This is a genomic window from Sphaerisporangium rubeum (genome assembly GCF_014207705.1).
Lineage (GTDB): Bacteria > Actinomycetota > Actinomycetes > Streptosporangiales > Streptosporangiaceae > Sphaerisporangium > Sphaerisporangium rubeum.
This window is the reverse complement of sequence record NZ_JACHIU010000001.1, coordinates 3954195-3972278: the sequence shown is the minus strand read 5'-3', so window position 1 is coordinate 3972278 and position 18084 is coordinate 3954195. Positions and strand designations below refer to the sequence as shown.

The window sequence follows — 18084 nt, the reverse complement described above, 5'->3', positions numbered from 1 at the left end:
TGATGAGCCGTGGATTCAAAGACATTAATGGACGCCACCCTCGCGGGATCGGGTTTTTCCCGATCCGGTCTCGCACCTCCTTGACGGTCCGGGTCGTGAGCGTGCGGCGGTCCCGGCCCGGCCGTTCGCTCGAAATGGAGTCTTCCATTCCCCAATGCGTCACACAACCGTTTCACCACAACAAACGGCGTAAGAGTACTCTTGGTAATCATCTCATGATTGTCGGTGAGGGTGGATTTCTCCTCATAGGCGGGGCATAGTGAATCAATTTCACTTCTGATTCACCTCGTCAATTCCGAGAGGTTGTCACGATTCGTCAATTCGAAAGGCCGGACGCTATCTCATGTATCGGAGGGGCCTGATTTCGCGGCACCCCTCAGCACGCGCCTACCCGCGAGGCGGGAGGCGCGGCGGCCCCGCGGCGGATTCCCGGCCGGGCCGGATCCCGGCTGGACCGTGCCAGAGTGGCGAATGATGCTGAAGTGACGTGACTGATACTCGGATACCCGACATACCCGAAATGCAGTACGCCATGATGGGGCTTGCCACTGGCTGAGATGCCGCCGCACCCGGGCGGCACGACTCGCGCGACCCCATGGAGATCGCATGTCCCGACCGTTGATCGGTATCACCACCTACTTCGAAGCGGCCCGCTGGGGCACGTGGGTCCGTGAGGCCGCCGTCTCGCCCCCCGCGTACGCCAAGGCGGTGGACCGGGCCGGCGGCGCGCCTGTGCTCGTCCCGCCGCTGAGCCAGGGGGCGATCGACGGCTACGTGCGCGGACTGTCGGGCCTGATCCTGTCCGGCGGTGTGGAGATGGACCCCGCGTCCTACGGGGAGGAGCGCGACGAGCGGGTGGACGAGCCGCAGCCGGGCCGCGACCGGTTCGAGACGGCGCTGGCCCGCGCGGCCGTCGAGGCCGGGGTGCCGCTGCTCGGCGTCGCACGCGGCATGCACGTGCTCAACGTCGCGCTCGGCGGAACGCTGATCCCCTGGCTGCCCGCGGCCGTGCACCACGAGCGGCACGGCGCGAGCGCGCCGCACGTCATCACGGTCAGCGTGTCGAGCAAGGTCGGCAAGGCGATCGGCGACCGCATCGAGGTGTCCACGCCGCACAACCAGGCCGTCAAGCGGCTCGGCACCGGCCTGCTCGCCATCGCCTGGGCCGACGACCAGATCGTCGAGGCCGTGGAACTGCCGGGCCACCGCTTCTGCGTCGGCGTCCAGTGGCACCCCGAGCGCGGCGACGACAACCGCATCGTGGACGCCTTGGTCGAGGCGGCGATGCCCTGACCGCCGAGGAGGCCGGGGGCGGCCAGGGGGGACGTCAGAAGCTGCGCGGCAGGCCGAGGACCTGCGTGGCGAGATAGTTGAGCAGCAGTTCCTCGGTGACCGGCGCCACCCGGCCGATGCGTGCGTCCGCCAGCAGCCGGGCGAGGGGGTACTCCAGGGAGTACGCCATCCCGCCGTGTGTCTGGAAGGCGTGGTCGGCCGCCTCCCACGCGGCCTGCGAGGCGGCGAGCTTGGCGATGTTGGCCTCGGTGGCGCAGGGCTCGCCTCGGTCGAACAGCCACGCCGCCTTGTAGAGCATCAGCCTGGCCAGCTCGATCCTGGCCTTCACCTGCGCGAGCGGGAACGCGATGGCCTGGTTGGCGCCGATGGGCCGGCCGAACACCTCGCGCTCCTTGGCGTAGGTCACCGCCACCCGCAGCGCGACCTCCGCGCCGCCGAGCGCGCTCGCGCCGAGCAGCACCCGCTCGGGGTTGAGCACGTCCCACAGCACCGCGGCCCCCGCGTCCACCTGGCCGAGCACACTCGCGGCCGGCACGCGCAGGTCGTCGACGAACACCATGTTGGACGGGGTGGTGTTGGCCCCCATCTTCGGTATCGGCCGGAACGACAGCCCTCCCGAGGCGACGGCGGCCGGCACGTCCACCAGGAAGACGGTCAGCCCGTCGGTGCGCGGCCTCGCCTGCTCGGCGGGGATGGTGCGGGTCACCAGCAGCATGCGGCTCGCGCGCTGCACGCCGGTGATCCAGATCTTCTGGCCGTTGATCACGTACTCGTCGCCGTCACGGCGCGCGGAGGTGGTGATGGCCAGGGAGTTGGACCCGGCGTCCGGCTCGGTGAGCGCGAAGCAGGTCTCCAGCTCGCCGCTCGCCAGCTTCGGCAGCAGTTCGTCCTTCTGCGCCTGCGAGCCGTGCCGCGCGACGGTCAGCGCGCCGAAGCCGGGGGTGAGCACGTAGGTGAACGCCGACCCGCCGGCCGCGCCGGAGGCGGCCAGGGTCTCGGTGGCGACGGCGAGCTCCAGCAGGCCCTGGCCGCCGCCGCCGTACTGCTCGGGGACCGCGAGCCCGAGCCAGCCGCCTTTGGCGAGCTCGGACCAGACCTCCTCCGGCCAGCGCTTGTCGGCCTCGCACCGCTGCCAGTACGCCATGTCGTACCGCGAGCAGATGTCCGCGACGCCGCGCCGCACGTCCTCGGCGGTCTCAGGAAGCGTGAAGTCCACCGTGATCACTCCATTCCCGTCGAGGCGCCATACTAGAACGCGATTCGGCCGGGAGGGGCGGCGTCAGCCCGCCGCGCGTGGCCGCCGCGCGTGGTACACGAACGCCGGCGGCACGTTGCCCCACACGGTGCGGCTCTGCACGACCTCCTCGAACGCCGTGCCGAGCAGCCGCCGGAAACGCAGCGCCGGCGGCAGCGTGCGCGCGTGCACATAGGCGAAGGTGGTGAACGCTCCGGCCGGCGCCAGCGCCGCGGTGATCGCGGCGAGCAGCCGGTCCTGCACCGAAGGGGAGAACGCGGCCCACGGCAGGCCGCTGATCACCGCGTCGGCCCGGTCGAGGCCGCGCTCGGTGAGGATGCGCGGCAGCTCGGCGGCGTCGTCCACGACGACCTGCGCGGCGGGGTGACGGCCGGCGAGCAGCTCGGCCAGCCTGGGGTTGATCTCGACCGCCAGGTGATGACCGCGTCCACCCAGCCTGCGCTGGATCTCCGCGGTGAACGCGCCGGTCCCCGGCCCGAGCTCCACGATCACCGGATCTCCCCGCTCCGGCACCGGGCAGGCGATCGCCCTGGCCAGGCGGCGTGAGCTCGGCGCCACGGCCCCGGTGGTGCCGGGCGACCGGACGAACTGCCCGAAGAACACTGCGGAGTCATTGGCCATGGACCTGACCTTAAACGACAAAGCACTCCGTTCACCTCCCTCCGGCGGACGATCTCACCCCGGACGGATTCGCCGCTGTGCCGGGGACGGCCGGCGGAGCGGAACCGCCGCGCCACACGGCCAGGGAAGCCGCGAGGGCTCTCCCGCCGCGTGCGCCTCCCACCGGATAGGGTCGTCATCAGCGCCGCGAACGGGCACGCGGAGGCGTGCGCGGGCACACACGGTACGCCGCGGCACACAGGGGACGGGTGACGAGGTCATGGTCGTGAGGGGGGAGCCGCAGGTGAGCGCCGCCGAGGACCGTATCTGGACGGTTCCTAACGCACTGAGCATGCTCCGCCTGCTCGGAGTGCCGGTGTTCCTGTGGCTCGTGCTCGGCCCGAAGGCCGACGGCTGGGCCCTCGCCTTGCTGATGCTGGCGGGGTTCTCCGACTGGCTCGACGGCAAACTGGCGCGCGCCTGGGACCAGACGAGCCGGGTGGGCCGCATGCTCGACCCGCTGGCCGACCGCCTGTACATCCTCGCGACCCTCATCGGGCTGACCCTCCGCGAGGTGATCCCGTGGTGGCTGGCCGCGTCACTCATCGCGCGCGACCTGGTGCTGATCGCCTGCGTGCCGGTCCTGCGCCGTCACGGCCTCGGCACCGCGCTGCCGGTGCACTTTCTCGGCAAGGCCGCCACCGCGGGTCTTCTGTACGCCTTCCCTTTGCTGTTCCTGGCCTCCCACGACGGGTGGTACGCGGAGGTGGCCCGAATCCTGGGATGGGCCTTTGCCATCTGGGGAACAGGTCTGTATTGGTGGGCGGGGGCACTGTACGTCGTTCAGGGGCTCCGGCTCATCGGCGGGGCGAGCCGGGCATGACGTGGGGACCGCCGCGGCGGGTCCCATCGAACGCCGGGCGCGCGCGTCCCGGATGCCACCGTGACACGACATCCGGAGGGTGATCAGTGAAGGCCGTCGTGATGGCGGGCGGTGAGGGCACTCGGCTGCGGCCGATGACCGCCAACCAGCCCAAACCGCTGCTCCCGGTGGTCAACCGGCCCATCATGGAACACGTGTTGCGGCTGCTGAAACGCCACGGCTTCACCGAGACCGTGGTGACGGTGCAGTTCCTCGCCGCGCTGGTGCGCAACTACTTCGGCGACGGCGACGAGCTCGGCATGAGCCTCCACTACGCCACCGAGGAGGTCCCCCTCGGCACCGCCGGCAGCGTCAAGAACGCCGCGGACAAACTGCGCGACGAGCGCTTCCTCGTCATCTCCGGCGACGCGCTGACCGACATCGACCTCACCGACATGATCAGGTTCCACGAGGAGAACGGCGCACTGGTCACCATCGGGCTCAAGCGGGTGCCGAACCCCCTGGAGTTCGGCATCATCATCGTGGACGACCAGGGCCGGGTGCAGCGCTTCCTGGAGAAGCCCACCTGGGGCCAGGTCTTCTCCGACACCGTCAACACCGGCGTGTACATCATGGAGCCCGAGGTCCTGGACGAGGTCGCCCCGGGGGTGGCGGTCGACTGGTCCGGCGACGTGTTCCCCAAGCTGCTGGAGCGCGGCGCGCCGCTGTACGGCTACGTCGCCTCCGGGTACTGGGAGGACGTCGGCACCCACGAGAGCTACCTCAAGGCCCAGGCCGACGCGCTGTCGGGCCGGGTGCGCCTGGACCCCGACGGCTTCGAGCTGTCGCCTGGGGTGTGGGTGGCCGAAGGCGCCTCGGTGGACCCCGAGGCCGTCCTCAAGGGCCCGCTGTACATCGGCGGCTACGCCAAGGTCGAGGCCGGCGCGGAGCTGCGCGAGTACACCGTGCTCGGCGACAACGTCGTGGTCAAGGAAGGCGCCTTCCTGCACCGCGCCGTCGTCCACGACAACGTCTACATCGGCCCGAGCGCCAACCTGCGCGGCTGCGTGGTCGGCAAGAACACCGACATCATGACCGGCGCCAGGATCGAGGAGAACGCGATCGTCGGCGACGAGTGCGTGATCGAGGCCGAGGCCTACGTCTCCTCCGGCGTGAAGATCTACCCGTTCAAGACCATCGAGGCCGGCGCCGTCGTCAACACCAGCGTGATCTGGGAGTCGCGCGGCCAGCGCAGCCTGTTCGGGCCGCGCGGCGTGTCCGGGCTGGTCAACGTCGAGATCACCCCGGAGCTGTGCGTGCGGCTCGCCAGCGCCTACGCCACCACGCTGAAGAAGGGCGAGTCGGTGATCACCTCACGCGACTCCTCCCGCGCGGCGCGCGCCTTCAAGCGCGCGGTGATCAGCGCGCTCAACGCCAGCGCCGTCAACGTGCTCGACCTGGAGGCCGCCGCGCTGCCGGTGGCGCGTTTCCACACCGCCAACGGCACCGCCTCCGGCGGCATCGCGCTGCGCACCACACCCGGCGACCCGCAGAGCGTCGACATCGTGTTCATGGACCACAACGGCGCGGACCTGTCCCAGGGGGCCCAGCGCAAGCTGGAGCGGGTGTTCTCCCGGCAGGAGTTCCGGCGCGCGTTCCCCGGCGAGATCGCCGAGCTGAGCTTCTCCGCGCGCGCCGTGGAGGACTACGCGCGCGAGCTGCTGCGCTGCATCGACATGTCCGGTGTGCGGGACGCCGAGATGAAGGTCGTGATCGACTGCGCCGGCGGCACCTCCTCGCTGGTGCTGCCGACCCTGCTCGGCCGGGTCGGCGTGGACGTGCTGACCGTCAACAACCGCCTGGACGACGCCTCACCCACCGAGACCCTGGCCGAGCGCCGCAGGGACCTGCAGCGGCTCGCCGAGCTCGTGGCGTCCTCCAGGGCCGCGTTCGGGGTGCGGTTCGACACCGTGGGGGAGCGCATCTCTCTGGTGGACGAGATGGGCCAGTTCATCAGCGAGGAGCGTGCGCTGCTGGTCGTGCTCGACCTGGTGGCCGCCGAGCGGCGCGGCGGCAGGGTGGCGCTGCCGGTGACCACCACGCGCGTGGCCGAGCAGGTGTGCCGGTTCCACGGCGCGCAGGTGCAGTGGACGCCGACGGCGCTGGACGCGCTCACCTCGGCCGCGACCGACCCCGACCTGATCTTCGCGGCGGACGGCAGGGGCGGGTTCATCGTGCCGGAGTTCGCGGCCACCGTGGACGGCATGGCGTCGTTCCTGCGGCTGCTCGGGCTGGTGGCCCGCACCCGGCTCTCGCTGAGCCAGATCGACGCGCGCATCCCGCGCGCCAAGCTGCTCAAGCGCACCGTGCCGACGCCGTGGGCCGCCAAGGGCGCCGTGATGCGATCGGTCGTGGAGGCCGCCGACGGCTACCGTCTGGACACCACCGACGGCGTGCGGGTCGTCGAGGAGGACGGCGGGTGGGCCCTCATCCTGCCCGACCCCGCCGAGGCGGTCACGCATCTGTGGGCCGAGGCCGACGATCTTGACGTGGCGCAGGCCCTGCTGGAACGCTGGGCCCGGGTGGTGGAGCAGGCGGTCGGACCGTGACGCCAGAGGAACCGCCCGTTACGTGGGAAACAGCCCGATTTCTGGCGCATTCGCACGGCGCGCCGCATGGACCGGAGGGCGCGGCGGGCGGTAGCTTTGGACCGGCGCGGCGAGCCGAGTCGGAAGGAGCGAGGGGCGAGCGCCGTTCACCATCACGCGAGCCCCCGTCAGCGATGACTCGAACGAGCCCGACCAGCAGCATGTCCGTCCCAGCGGCCTGACTTCGTCTTGACCTTCGCCACTCGAACAGCATAGGTTGCGGCATTCGCAGTCTGAGCAATCTTGAGAAGCGAAGCACCGAGGCACGCCGCACCGAGCACCGTCGCCGCGACTTCGCGGTAGGAGGCCGAGCCGATCCGATGCCGAGCGTCTACTGCACTCAGTGCGGCCACGCCAACCCTGAGGACGCCCGTTTCTGCTCTCGGTGCGGTTCGCCGTTGAACCGCGTCGAAAGCAATACGCCTGGGGACACCACCTCCACGATCTCCCTCAGCGGGATCGAGGCGATGGACGGCGAGGCCACAGGACAGACGCTCCTGCCGGACCGGGCGGCGGTGGAGCAATTGCCACCGGGCACCGCCTTGCTGGTGGTGATGCGCGGTCCGAACGCCGGAAGCCGGTTCCTGCTCGACAGCGACCTGACCACGGCGGGGCGTCACCCCGAGAGCGACATCTTCCTCGACGACGTCACGGTGTCCCGGCGCCACGCCGAGTTCTACCGCCGCGGCGGCTACTTCACCGCACGCGACGTCGGCAGCCTCAACGGCACCTACGTCAACCGCGAGCGCATCGAGGAGCACCCGCTGACCGGCGGCGACGAGGTCCAGATCGGCAAGTTCCGGCTGGTGTTCCTCACGCGTGCGTGATCGGGGACGGTGATGGGCGCGCAGGCCGCCAGGGCGTACATGAGCATCGGGGAGGTCCTCGAGCTCCTGCGTCCCGACTTTCCCGACATCACCGTCTCCAAGATCCGGTTCCTGGAGGGGGAGGGGCTCATCGAGCCCGAGCGGGCCCCCTCCGGGTACCGCAAGTTCACCCACGCCGACGTGGAGCGGCTGCGCTTCATCCTGACCGCGCAGCGTGACCGCTACCTCCCGCTGCGCGTGATCAAGGACCACCTCGACACCGCGGGCCACGACGGCACCGGTCCTCGTTCCCTGGACTCCGCGCAGCCCGAGGTGCGGCTCGGCCGCGCCGAGCTGTGCGAGGCGGCGGGGCTCGACGACGAGACCCTGTCGGAGCTGGAGGACTACGGCCTGGTGACCCCCATGGCCCGGCGGTACGACGCCGAGGCGCTCGCCGTGGCCCGGGCCTGCGGCGCTCTGGCGGCCTACGGGCTGCACCCCCGCCACCTTCGCGTCCTGCGGGCCGCCGCCGAGCGCGAGGCCGGCCTCGTGGAGCAGGCCGTGGCGCCGCTGCTGCGCCGGCGTGCTCCCGGCGCCGCCGGGCAGGCCGAGCAGACCGCGCATGAGTTGTCCGGATTGCTGCTCGACCTGCACTCGGCTCTCGTGAAGGACGCCCTGCGCGGCATTCTGGGTCGTTGACCGAGGCACCCGGACATTTCGGGGTGCGGGGATGTTACGTTGAGGTTTGCGGCGATGGTCACGCCGCGAGCCGAGAGCCGCGAGGGAGCAGGCCCGAAGCGGGCCGGCGACCACTGAGACGGAGTCGCCTGTGTTGCAGATGGAGGTCGTGGGGGTCCGGGTGGAGATGCCCTCCAATCAGCCCATCGTCTTGCTCAAGGAGGCGAAGGGCGAGCGGTATCTGCCGATCTGGATAGGGATGACCGAGGCCACGGCCATCGCTCTGGCACAGGCCGAGGAGCCGCCGCCGAGGCCGCTCACGCATGACCTGTTCAAGGACGTGATCGAGGCGCTCGGGGTCCGGCTGCAGACGGTCAACATCGTCGCGTTGCGTGACGGCATCTTCTTCGCCGACCTGGTGTTCTCCAACGGCGTGGAGGTGAGCGCGCGGCCGTCCGACTCGATCGCGCTGGCCCTGCGGACCGGGGCCGGCATCTTCGCGAGCGAGGACGTCGTCCGCGAGGCAGGTGTGATCATCCCGGACGACCAGGAGGACGAGGTCGAGAAGTTCCGCGAGTTCCTGGACAACATCACGCCTGAGGACTTCGGGCGTGCCGGTTGACCATGTCGGGCTATTTACGCTTCACGACGCGCCGAGCGGGATCGTTGACTGAGCATGCCGCCGGTCCTACGGTGCAAGTGAACCCACGGTTGTAATTCACGAACCCCCAGATCAGACCGTGGGATGAGAGAAAGCCGGAGGTCCGCAGTGGCGGTCAGCAGCGGCGAGGGCAAGTCGGCCGGCCAGCGCGATCGGGCTCAGCGTCAGTCGGCACGTGAGCGCGCGGGCGAGCAGGGCCTGCTGTTCGGCGAGCGGCCCGGGTCGCTCCCCGCCGACGTGGGATACCGCGGCCCGACGGCGTGCTCGGCGGCCGGCATCACCTACCGGCAGCTGGACTACTGGGCACGCACCCAGCTCGTCGAGCCGTCGGTGCGGGCCGCGCACGGCTCGGGCTCACAGCGGCTGTACAGCTTCCGCGACATCCTGGTCCTCAAGGTCGTCAAGCGCCTCCTGGACACCGGGGTGTCCCTGCAGCAGATACGCACCGCCGTCCAGCACCTGCGCCAGCGCGGTGTGGACGACCTGGCGCAGATCACCCTCATGAGCGACGGGGTCAGCGTCTACGAGTGCACCTCGGCCGACGAGGTGATCGACCTGCTGGAAGGCGGCCAGGGCGTGTTCGGTATCGCTCTCGGCGGCGTCTGGCGCGAGGTGGAGGGCACCCTGGCCGAGCTGCCCGGGGAGCGTGCGGAACCGGCTGATCGTGACCCTTTCGCCGAGCACCCCGGTGACGAGCTCGCACAGCGCAGGCGGGCCCGCCGCACCGGCTGAGGCCGGGTAGGGGTGCCCCCTGCCGGGGGGCGGCCGGTACCATTGGCGGTGAAGCTTTCGACCCCGCGCGGGAGAGACCCGGGTGCGGGCACGCGCCGCCACGGCGGCGCGTGCGTGTGACCCGGGCGCCGAAGGAGCAACCTCCCCGGAATCTCTCAGGCACCCTGTACCGCGCGGGCGAGGCCACTCTGGAAAGTAGGCGTGCCCGCCAGGCGTGCCTCACCGACGGTGCAAGCCCCTCCCGGGGGTGAAGCTCTCAGGTCGCGGCGAGGTCGTCGCGCTGACAGAGGGGGAGACCAGGCGCGGCCGCGCGCCTGCTCCGAGCCACGTCAGGAGAGCCTCATGACCGATCGGTCACCGCTTCGCGACCTGTCCGCACCGCCGTTCGTCACCCGGCACGTCGGCCCCTCCGACGCCGAACAGGCCCGCATGCTCCAAGCCGTCGGTTACGCCTCGGTGGCCGACCTGGTCGCCGTCGCGGTACCCGGCGCCATCCGCGCCGACAAGCCGCTCGACCTGCCGCGGGCCGCGAGCGAGACCGAGGCCGTCGCCGAGCTGCGCGACCTCGCGGGCCGTAACCGCGTGCTGACCTCCATGATCGGGCTCGGCTACCACGACACCATCACCCCGGCGGTCATCCGGCGCAACCTGCTGGAGAACCCCGGTTGGTACACCGCCTACACCCCTTACCAGCCGGAGATCTCGCAGGGTCGCCTGGAGGCGCTGCTCAACTTCCAGACCATGGTGTCCGACCTCGCCGGCCTCGACGTCGCCGGCGCCTCGCTGCTCGACGAGGCCACCGCCGCCGCCGAGGCGATGACCCTGGCCCACCGGGCCGGCCGCGGCCGAGGCGTCCGCTTCGTGGTGGACGCCGACGCGCTGCCGCAGACCAAGGCCGTGCTGGCCACCCGGGCCGAGCCGCTCGGCATCGAACTGGTCGAGGCCGACCTCGCCGCCGGCCTCCCCGAGGGAGATCTTTTCGGCGTGCTCGTGCAGTACCCCGGCGCGAGCGGCAGGCTCGCCGGCTTCCAGGCGGTCGCCGAAGCGGCCCACGAGCGCGGCGCGCTCGTCGTCGCCGCCGCCGACCTGCTGGCCCTCACCCTGCTGGAGGCCCCCGGCACCCTCGGGGCCGACATCGCGATCGGCTCCACCCAGCGTTTCGGCGTGCCGCTCGGGTTCGGCGGGCCGCACGCCGCCTACATGGCGGTGCGCGAGGGCCTGCAGCGCCAGCTCCCCGGCCGTCTCGTCGGCGTGTCCAAGGACGCCGACGGCCACCAGGCGTACCGGCTGGCCCTGCAGACCCGCGAGCAGCACATCCGCCGTGAGAAGGCCACGAGCAACATCTGCACCGCGCAGGTCCTGCTCGCCGTCATCGCCTCCATGTACGCCGTCTACCACGGCCCCGAAGGCCTGCGGCGCATCGCGCAGCGCGTGCACCGCCACGCGGCCGTCCTCGCCGCCGGGCTGCGCGCCGGCGGCGTCGAGGTCGTCCACGACGAGTTCTTCGACACCGTGCGGGCCCACGTCCCGGGCCGGGCCGGCGAGATCGTCGCCGCGGCCGTCGCGCTCGGCGTCAACCTGCGGCAGGACGGGCCCGACCACGTCGGCGTGACCTGCGACGAGACCACCACGGCCGGCCACCTGCGCGATGTGTGGGAGGCGTTCGGCTGCGCGGACGCCGTACTGGACGACCTCGACACCGCCACCGCCGACGCGCTCCCCGCCGGGCTGCTGCGCACCACCGGCTACCTCACCCACCCGGTGTTCTCCGCGCACCACTCCGAGACGTCCATGCTGCGCTACCTGCGCAGGCTCCAGGACAAGGACATCGCGCTCGACCGGTCCATGATCCCGCTCGGGTCCTGCACCATGAAGCTCAACGCGACGACCGAGATGGAGCCGATCACCTGGCCGGAGTTCGCCGGCGTCCACCCCTACGCGCCGGCCGGACAGGCCGAGGGGTACCTGCGGCTCATCGGCGACCTGGAGAGCTGGCTCGCCGAGGTCACCGGGTACGCCGCGGTGTCGCTCCAGCCGAACGCCGGCTCGCAGGGCGAGTTCGCCGGCCTGCTCGCCATCCGCGCCTACCACCGGGCCAACGGCGACGACGCGCGCGACGTCTGCCTCATCCCGTCGTCCGCGCACGGCACCAACGCCGCGAGCGCCGTGATGGCCGGCATGCGGGTCGTCGTGGTGGCCTGCGACGACCAGGGCAACGTCGACGTGCCGGACCTCACCGCCAAGATCGCCAAGCACGCGGACCGCCTCGCCGCGATCATGGTGACGTACCCCTCGACGCACGGCGTGTACGAGGAGACCATCACCGAGATCTGCGAGCTGGTCCACCAGGCCGGCGGCCAGGTCTACGTGGACGGCGCCAACCTCAACGCACTCGTGGGCCTCGCCAAGCCCGGCTGGTTCGGCGCCGACGTCTCCCACCTGAACCTCCACAAGACCTTCTGCATCCCCCACGGCGGCGGCGGCCCCGGCATCGGCCCCGTCGCGGTCCGCGAGCACCTCGCTCGGTACCTGCCGTCCCACCCGATGGAGAGCGGCCCCGTGGGTCCCGTCTCCGCCGCGCCGTACGGCTCGGCGGGCATCCTTCCGATCTCGTGGGCCTACGTCCGCATGATGGGGGCCGACGGCCTGCGGGCCGCGACCGAGCAGGCCATCCTGTCCGCCAACTACGTGGCACGCCGCCTCGCGCCGCACTACCCCGTCCTGTACACCGGCCGCGAGGGCCTGGTGGCCCACGAGTGCATCGTCGACCTGCGCCAGATCACCAAGGACACCGGCGTGACCGTCGACGACGTGGCCAAGCGCCTCATCGACTACGGCTTCCACGCACCCACGATGTCCTTCCCCGTGGCCGGCACCCTGATGATCGAGCCCACCGAGAGCGAGGACCTGGCCGAGCTGGACCGCTTCTGCGACGCCATGATCGCCATCCGCGGCGAGATCGGCAAGGTCGCCGACGGCACCTACGACCGCGACGACAACCCGCTGCGCAACGCGCCGCACACCGCCGAGTCCCTGCTCGCCGACCCCTGGCCGCACTCCTACACCCGCACCGAGGCCGCCTACCCCGTGCCGGACCTGACCGACGCCAAGTACTGGCCCCCGGTCCGCCGCATCGACCAGGCCTACGGCGACCGCAACCTGGTCTGCGCCTGCCCTCCGCTGGAGGCCTACGAGGACTGACCACCGCCACCGGGACGACACATGCCAAGAGCGGGCATCGGCCTCGGGAGGGGGCCGGTGTCGGCATAATGGTCGCGGCGTGGTGGTGCCGGCGGATTCCCCCTATCCGAAAGACGAGGTCGCTATGGCGGCGCGCGAGGTGCAGTCAGGGCGGCAGGACGAGGTCGCGACGGCGGCTCACGAGGAAGGGTCACGGCGGCGGGACGAGGTCGCCACCGGGGCTCACGGGGGAGGGCCGGAGCCGGACGAGGTCGCCATGGCGGCGTACGAGACGGGGTCGGGGCGGCTGATCGAGGCCGCGCGGCGCAGAGCCGAGAGCGGCGATCTCGACGGCGCCGCGGAGATCTTCACGGAACTGCTCGCCGACGACCACCAGGAGGACCGCGCGCAGGCGGCCGTCGGGCTCGCCGTGGTGCTCGAGGAGCGTGGCGACGTCGCAGGAGCCCGCGCCGCGGCCCGGACCGCTCTCGCCACCGGCCACCCCGAGTACGCGGCCCAGGCCGCGTGCCACCTGGCCCGCGGCTTCGAACGCGACGACCTCCCCGACCAGGCCCGCGCCGCGTGGCAGGCCGTGATCGGCCTCGGCACCCCCGCCTACCTCCCGGCGGCCCACATGGCGCTGGCCCGCCTCGCCGCCGAGCGGGGTGACGACGCCGAGGCCGAGTCGGCGCTGCGGGCCACCCTGGCCACCGGCGACCCCGACCTGGCCTCCAGCGCCGCACAGCACCTCGCCGAGTACCACCTCGCAGGCGCGGCCCCCGGCGAGGCCGCCGACGTCCTGCTGACCGCACTGGACCTGCCCGAGGTGGCCGACGCACCCCGCCTGCGCGTCCTGCTCGGCATGGCCCACCTCGACATGGCCTGCGCCGAACTGGCCACCGCCGCCGAGACCGCCGACGACCCCGACACCGTGGCCCTGGCCCTGGAACTCCTGGCCCGCACCCTCCCGTTACGCGGCCGCGACGAGGATGCCGAAGCCACCTGGACCTACGGCCTGCGCCACCCCGACCCGTCGGTGGCCGAACAGGTGGCCCTACGCCTCGACCGCGACCCCACGACAGCCGATGAGATCACCCACCGCCTGGAACAGGCCACCCCGCAGCCCCCCACAGAGGCGTGACCCCGAACCTGAACCACACAAAGGCCATGCACCAGCCTCCCGACGCCAAGACGGCCAGGGGAGGCGATGACGTCGAACGCCGCCGACCCCGGGGTCAAGCGAGACGAGGTCCAAGACCGCCGGTCCGGGGTCAAGTGAGACGAGGTCCGGAGACCGCCGGTCCGAGGTCAAGTGAGACGAGGTCCGGAGACCGCCGGTCCGAGGTCAAGTGAGACGAGGTCCGGAGACCGCCGGTCCGAGGTCTAGCGAGGCGACGTCCGAATACCGTCGATCCAGGGTCGAAGCAGACGACGTCCGGAGACCCCCCAGGTCCGGAGTCAGTCAAGGGAGACGACGTCCGGACGCCGCCGGTCCGGGGTCGGTGGAGGCGACGTCCGGACGCCGCCGGTCGTGGTTCGGACGAGACGACGGCGGCAGGCGGCCGAGCGTGGAGTCAGCGCCGGCGACGACCGAAGGCGGCCGCGACGTTGACCACGACGATGCCGGCCCAGGCGAGGAACAACCCGGCCGGTCCGGCCTGGGTCACCGCGATGGCCGTGAGAGGGACGCCGATGCCCAGCGAGCCCAGCGCGATCGGAATCGTGCCGTCCCCCTGACGCTGCTTCTGCGGCGGGTTGGCGTAAGGAGCCGCGCCGTGCGGCTCGGGAGGCGTGTAGCCGTGACCCGACTGCGCCGCCACCTCGGCGCGAACCCGAGCCTGGATGGCGCCGTCGACCTTGTCGAGGAACGACTCCACCAACGCGTTCTCATACTCTGGCCCAAGGTCCCGACGGGCCTCGACCGTGGCGCGAAGCTCGTCGCGCGGCAGGGATGAATTCTCCGGCACGTCCCTAATCTGGCACACATTCCCGACAGGCGGCATCCCCCCGGAGAACTAGAGCCCTCTCGTCCATTGGAACGGAATCCCCGGCCGCACAGCCAGGGTCGAACCCCGGCCCGGGATCGGTGGCGGAGCGACGGGAGGTGGGTCGGCTGGTGTGTCGTGGCCCGTCGGGGGAGTGGCGAGGTGGCAGGTCGGCTAGCGTGGCCGGCATGCGTGTCATGACCGGCCGGGGAGCGGCGGAGGTGCTGGTCGACGAGGCGGAGGAGCCTCGTTTCCTGCTTGTGCTCACCCACGGATCAGCGGGTGGCGTGGACGCTCCCGACCTGCTCGCCGTCCGGGACGCGGTCCGTACGGCCGGCGGTACGGTGGCCCGCGTCACCCAGCCGTTCCGCCTCGCCGGAGCCAGGGCACCTGGATCACCGCAACGGCAGGACGAGGCATGGGCCGAGGTGCTCGCGGCGGTCCGCGCCGCCTACCCCGGCCTCCCCCTGGTGCAGGGAGGACGGAGCAACGGCGCCAGGGTCGCCTGCCGAACCGCACGAGCGGTCGGCGCGAGGGCCGCGGTAGCCCTGGCCTTTCCCCTGGTCCCCCCAGGGAAGCCAGACCGTTCGCGAGCAGACGAGCTACGGGGTGCCGGCGTCGACGTCCTGGCCGTCAGCGGTGACCGCGACCCGTTCGGCGTCCCAGCCGAAGGGGACGCCACCCAGGTGGTCGTGGTCCCAGGGGAGAACCACGACCTCAAGAAGACCCCCCAACGCGTCGGCGAGGCCGTGGCGGCGTGGCTCGCCCCCATGTTCCCCTGACCGTGCCAGCCGGTCGTGCCGTTCTCTCGAGGCGCAAGAACGGGGCGACGAGTCAGCCCTACGAAGGCGCTACACTTTGAGGACATCCTATGTTCGGATGAATCGACTGCCTCTGGAGTTCCGGGGCAGGGAGTCGTGAATGGTGAGGCCATGGCCCGGGGTGGCCGTCAGTTCCCTGGCGGGGTCGGCTGGATGAGCGCCTGGGAGGTGGCAAGAGGTAGTCGCGCTGCGGGGCCGCCGGAGCGCCGGTCGGCGGCGCGGGTGGAGTGGACGGCATCCGCTCTCTCGCCGGTACACGGCCGGTTGTCTGCGGCAGGTGGACAGAGGGGACGGCCCGTGGCCGGCAGGTATGCGAGATCTCGGCGTGGCGGTCGGTCGGTGACCGCCGGTGGCCGACCGTCGCGCGGTCCGGGAGGCTGGTCCCCTTGCCTCCGGGCCGGCGATGATCGGCCGGTGTCACCGTCCGGCTGGTCGGTGGTGCGTGCCGGAAGGTGTGTGAGGTGCCGGTGTGGTCAGGCGGCGCTGATGGCGAGGTCGGTGGGGCGGTGCGGGGCGATGACCGCGCCGTCGGGCAGGAGCTCCCCGGTGTCCTCGAAAAGCACGATGCCGTTGCACAGCAGGCTCCACCCCTGCTCGGGGTGTGCCGCGATCGTGCGGGCGGCTTCGCGGTCCGACGCGGAACTGCTCGGACAGGACGGCTCATGCGGGCACATGGGTGTGCCTCCGGATTTCTCTCTCGATCTGTTGTGCTCGGCCGGGATCCCGCGGGCAGGGAGGCGGCGCCTCCTGCCCCTTCCCCCGTACCCCCGTAGGACGGGGCCGAGCGCTGTCTACTTGCCGTGTGCGCGAGGGCACATCTCTAGGGTAAGTGTGCTGCGGGTCACATGCGCGCGACATAGCCCGTTAGGACGGTTTCCGGTCGTGAGTCAGGGGTCCGGGTAGGTCTTCGGGGCTGGTCCGGCCATGTGACCTGCGACACAAGCGTGCCCCATCGAATATAACGGTCCAAGCACGACTCGCCGCCGAACACATAAACGATGAATTACGGCCCTCCGAGGCCTTTGAGCACGGCGGAAAGCCCCCGCTCGAAGGCCTCGATCGCGGCATCGGCGGACTCGGTCGCCGCGCGGGGGAGTGGCGAGGGGGCGGAGCCGTTCCCCGCTTCGTCCGGCTCGGCGGGTGCGGCCCAGCCGGAGCGCTGGATCTCAACCGCGACGCTGCCCATGGTGTAGGCGCGCAAGGTGCGCACCGCGGGGGCCGGGTCGGCCAGGCCGGCGGCGGCCAGTTGCTCGGTCTGCTCCCTGATGGCCAGCAGCGCCGTCCCCTGGGGTGGTTTGGTGAGCGCGAGCGCGAGCACCCCGGGATGCTCCAGCAGGACCGAGCGGCCGGCGTGGGCCCACGCGCGTGCCACATCCGGCCAGCCCCCGAGCCCGGAGGGGTCCACGGCGACGGTGGTGACGTGCTCGGCCAGCGCGTCGAGGAGGGCCTCTTTGCCGCGGGGAAGATGGTGGTAGATCGCCATTGCCTCCACCTGCAGCGCGTCGCCGAGCCGCCGCATGGTGAGCCGCCGCAGGCCCTGGCCGTCGGCGATGTGCAACGCGGCCTCGATGATGCGGTCACGTGAGAGCGGGACCGGGGGTCGTTTCGCAGGCATGCCCCTGATGATCCACACTCCCACTTACTTTGTAAAGGGCACCGCGCCGAGCAGGCCGTACCTCGGTCCGGCATGCGTCGCACCGGAGCGAAAGCACGAGTCGGGACCATCTCGCCGGTGCCGACGCTGTGCCGATCCGGGGCCGGTCGGCTGTGTGTCTCCCCGTGTTCCGGTGAGGCACGCGCCGCGACTTCCATGGAAGCGGCGGCCCGGGATCTGGTCCCGCCGGTCTCGGCAATTCACCGATCTGACGCCGGTGGGCTGTGGGTCCCCGCCGTACGCTGGTCAGGCCTGCGCGGCACCTTCCGCTGAAGCACGGGCCGGGGTCGTCTCATCGGTGCCCTCGATGTGCCGGCCTGGAGCCGGTGGGTCGTGTGGCGGCACATGATCGGTCGGGCTCGCCGGTCAGGTGGCACCCGGTACCGGCGCGCTTCGCCGGGGCCGTACGCTGGGCTCCATCGACGAACGCCGGGACGACCGGCGGTGTGCCGGAAAGGGGCGGGGCGATGGCGTTTTTCCGACCGAGGGTCAGCCGGGAGGCCGAGGTCAGGCAGCACGCCGACCACGAGGTCGGCGAGGGCTATCCCGCGTTGCTCGACAAGGCGCGTGTGGCGGAGGCCGAGTTGCGCCGCGCTCAGGCCGCCGGTGTGGGGGCCGACGAGCTGCGGGCCGCCGGGCTGGCCTATGACCGCGCGCTCACCGAGGCCCTGCGCGCCGCGGAGGCCGCCAAGCGGGCCGCTCTCGGGGTGCGGGCCTACGACGACCGCATCCGCCGCCGCAAGGGTGTCGCCACGCCGCGCGGCGCCATGTGGACCGCCGAGGTCGAGCGGCTGCGCACCCTGCGCGAGGAGCACCGGCTCACCGGCATCGCGCGCGTCCCCCGTCCCGTCCCCGCCGCCGGCTGATCGGACGCGCCGGTCGACTCCCGCGGCCGGCCGGCACGCAGCT

At 71.6% G+C, this 18084-nt stretch carries 16 protein-coding genes and 2 riboswitches; of the genes, 11 read left to right on the top strand and 5 right to left on the bottom strand.

The window, feature by feature from the left end; genetic code table 11:
• Positions 1-606: 606 nt before the first annotated feature.
• Positions 607-1293 carry a gamma-glutamyl-gamma-aminobutyrate hydrolase family protein gene (locus BJ992_RS17140; protein ID WP_184982172.1) on the top strand — a complete coding sequence of 229 codons (687 nt, stop codon included), beginning with the start codon at positions 607-609 and terminating at the stop codon, positions 1291-1293.
• A 34-nt stretch (positions 1294-1327) separates the two neighbouring features.
• On the opposite strand, the gene BJ992_RS34300 is transcribed toward BJ992_RS17140, so the two are convergent.
• Both BJ992_RS34300 and BJ992_RS17130 read right to left on the bottom strand, forming a co-directional pair.
• The gene (locus BJ992_RS34300) at positions 1328-2509 is read right to left on the bottom strand and encodes an acyl-CoA dehydrogenase family protein (RefSeq protein ID WP_184982170.1); all 1182 of its coding nucleotides are present in this window, start codon (positions 2507-2509) and stop codon (positions 1328-1330) included.
• Positions 2510-2572: 63 nt separating this feature from the next.
• Positions 2573-3169, bottom strand: coding sequence for a class I SAM-dependent methyltransferase (locus tag BJ992_RS17130; RefSeq protein ID WP_184982168.1), 597 nt, complete (start codon positions 3167-3169; stop codon positions 2573-2575).
• A 259-nt stretch (positions 3170-3428) separates the two neighbouring features.
• Here BJ992_RS17130 and clsA point away from each other — a divergent pair, with 259 nt between their 5' ends.
• The 8 genes from clsA to BJ992_RS17090 all read left to right on the top strand — a co-directional run bounded on the left by clsA (position 3429) and on the right by BJ992_RS17090 (position 13856).
• Positions 3429-4031, top strand: a complete 603-nt coding sequence (gene clsA / locus BJ992_RS17125) for a cardiolipin synthase ClsA (protein WP_184982166.1) — start codon at positions 3429-3431, stop codon at positions 4029-4031.
• An 86-nt stretch (positions 4032-4117) separates the two neighbouring features.
• Positions 4118-6619 carry a sugar phosphate nucleotidyltransferase gene (locus tag BJ992_RS17120; protein WP_184982164.1) on the top strand — a complete coding sequence of 834 codons (2502 nt, stop codon included), beginning with the start codon at positions 4118-4120 and terminating at the stop codon, positions 6617-6619.
• Positions 6620-6978: 359 nt separating this feature from the next.
• Positions 6979-7485 carry an FHA domain-containing protein gene (locus BJ992_RS17115; protein WP_184982162.1) on the top strand — a complete coding sequence of 169 codons (507 nt, stop codon included), beginning with the start codon at positions 6979-6981 and terminating at the stop codon, positions 7483-7485.
• A gap of 39 nt (positions 7486-7524) precedes the next feature.
• Positions 7525-8163 carry a transcriptional regulator FtsR gene (gene ftsR / locus BJ992_RS17110; RefSeq protein WP_246496678.1) on the top strand — a complete coding sequence of 213 codons (639 nt, stop codon included), beginning with the start codon at positions 7525-7527 and terminating at the stop codon, positions 8161-8163.
• 130 nt (positions 8164-8293) lie between these two features.
• On the top strand, positions 8294-8764 hold the full coding sequence (locus BJ992_RS17105; RefSeq protein WP_184982158.1) for a bifunctional nuclease domain-containing protein: 471 nt from the start codon (positions 8294-8296) through the stop codon (positions 8762-8764).
• Positions 8765-8911: 147 nt separating this feature from the next.
• On the top strand, positions 8912-9535 hold the full coding sequence (locus BJ992_RS17100) for a MerR family transcriptional regulator (protein WP_184982156.1): 624 nt from the start codon (positions 8912-8914) through the stop codon (positions 9533-9535).
• Between the two features lie 58 nt (positions 9536-9593).
• A riboswitch (glycine riboswitch) is annotated at positions 9594-9717 on the top strand.
• Positions 9718-9832, top strand: a riboswitch (glycine riboswitch). It abuts the riboswitch before it with no gap.
• A gap of 45 nt (positions 9833-9877) precedes the next feature.
• A complete protein-coding gene (gene gcvP, locus BJ992_RS17095; protein WP_184982154.1) occupies positions 9878-12736 on the top strand; it encodes an aminomethyl-transferring glycine dehydrogenase in 2859 nt (952 codons plus the stop codon).
• A 124-nt stretch (positions 12737-12860) separates the two neighbouring features.
• A complete protein-coding gene (locus tag BJ992_RS17090; protein ID WP_221474860.1) occupies positions 12861-13856 on the top strand; it encodes a tetratricopeptide repeat protein in 996 nt (331 codons plus the stop codon).
• Between the two features lie 433 nt (positions 13857-14289).
• On the opposite strand, the gene BJ992_RS17085 is transcribed toward BJ992_RS17090, so the two are convergent.
• A complete protein-coding gene (locus BJ992_RS17085; protein WP_425503731.1) occupies positions 14290-14592 on the bottom strand; it encodes a hypothetical protein in 303 nt (100 codons plus the stop codon).
• A gap of 296 nt (positions 14593-14888) precedes the next feature.
• On the opposite strand from BJ992_RS17085, the gene BJ992_RS17080 reads away from it, so the two are divergent.
• Entirely contained in the window at positions 14889-15482 is a 594-nt protein-coding gene (locus tag BJ992_RS17080; protein WP_184982150.1) for an alpha/beta hydrolase family protein, read from the top strand.
• Between the two features lie 512 nt (positions 15483-15994).
• Here the strand turns inward: BJ992_RS17080 and BJ992_RS17075 are convergent.
• A complete protein-coding gene (locus BJ992_RS17075; RefSeq protein ID WP_184982148.1) occupies positions 15995-16195 on the bottom strand; it encodes a DUF5999 family protein in 201 nt (66 codons plus the stop codon).
• Between the two features lie 329 nt (positions 16196-16524).
• Positions 16525-17136 carry a TetR family transcriptional regulator gene (locus BJ992_RS17070; RefSeq protein WP_184982146.1) on the bottom strand — a complete coding sequence of 204 codons (612 nt, stop codon included), beginning with the start codon at positions 17134-17136 and terminating at the stop codon, positions 16525-16527.
• Between the two features lie 506 nt (positions 17137-17642).
• Between BJ992_RS17070 and BJ992_RS17065 the strand changes: the two genes are divergently transcribed.
• Complete coding sequence (locus BJ992_RS17065) at positions 17643-18041, top strand: hypothetical protein (protein ID WP_184982144.1); 399 nt, start codon at positions 17643-17645, stop codon at positions 18039-18041.
• Positions 18042-18084: the final 43 nt, after the last annotated feature.

Bases quoted from the DNA above. Each gene is read 5' to 3' on its own strand.
- BJ992_RS17140 (WP_184982172.1), top strand. From the start codon at position 607: ATGTCCCGACCGTTGATCGGTATCACCACCTACTTCGAAGCGGCCCGC.
- BJ992_RS17130 (WP_184982168.1), bottom strand. From the start codon at position 3,169: ATGGCCAATGACTCCGCAGTGTTCTTCGGGCAGTTCGTCCGGTCGCCC.
- clsA (WP_184982166.1), top strand. From the start codon at position 3,429: ATGGTCGTGAGGGGGGAGCCGCAGGTGAGCGCCGCCGAGGACCGTATC.
- BJ992_RS17115 (WP_184982162.1), top strand. From the start codon at position 6,979: ATGCCGAGCGTCTACTGCACTCAGTGCGGCCACGCCAACCCTGAGGAC.
- ftsR (WP_246496678.1), top strand. From the start codon at position 7,525: ATGAGCATCGGGGAGGTCCTCGAGCTCCTGCGTCCCGACTTTCCCGAC.
- gcvP (WP_184982154.1), top strand. From the start codon at position 9,878: ATGACCGATCGGTCACCGCTTCGCGACCTGTCCGCACCGCCGTTCGTC.
- BJ992_RS17090 (WP_221474860.1), top strand. From the start codon at position 12,861: ATGGCGGCGCGCGAGGTGCAGTCAGGGCGGCAGGACGAGGTCGCGACG.
- BJ992_RS17080 (WP_184982150.1), top strand. From the start codon at position 14,889: ATGCGTGTCATGACCGGCCGGGGAGCGGCGGAGGTGCTGGTCGACGAG.
- BJ992_RS17075 (WP_184982148.1), bottom strand. From the start codon at position 16,195: ATGTGCCCGCATGAGCCGTCCTGTCCGAGCAGTTCCGCGTCGGACCGC.
- BJ992_RS17070 (WP_184982146.1), bottom strand. From the start codon at position 17,136: ATGCCTGCGAAACGACCCCCGGTCCCGCTCTCACGTGACCGCATCATC.
- BJ992_RS17065 (WP_184982144.1), top strand. From the start codon at position 17,643: ATGGCGTTTTTCCGACCGAGGGTCAGCCGGGAGGCCGAGGTCAGGCAG.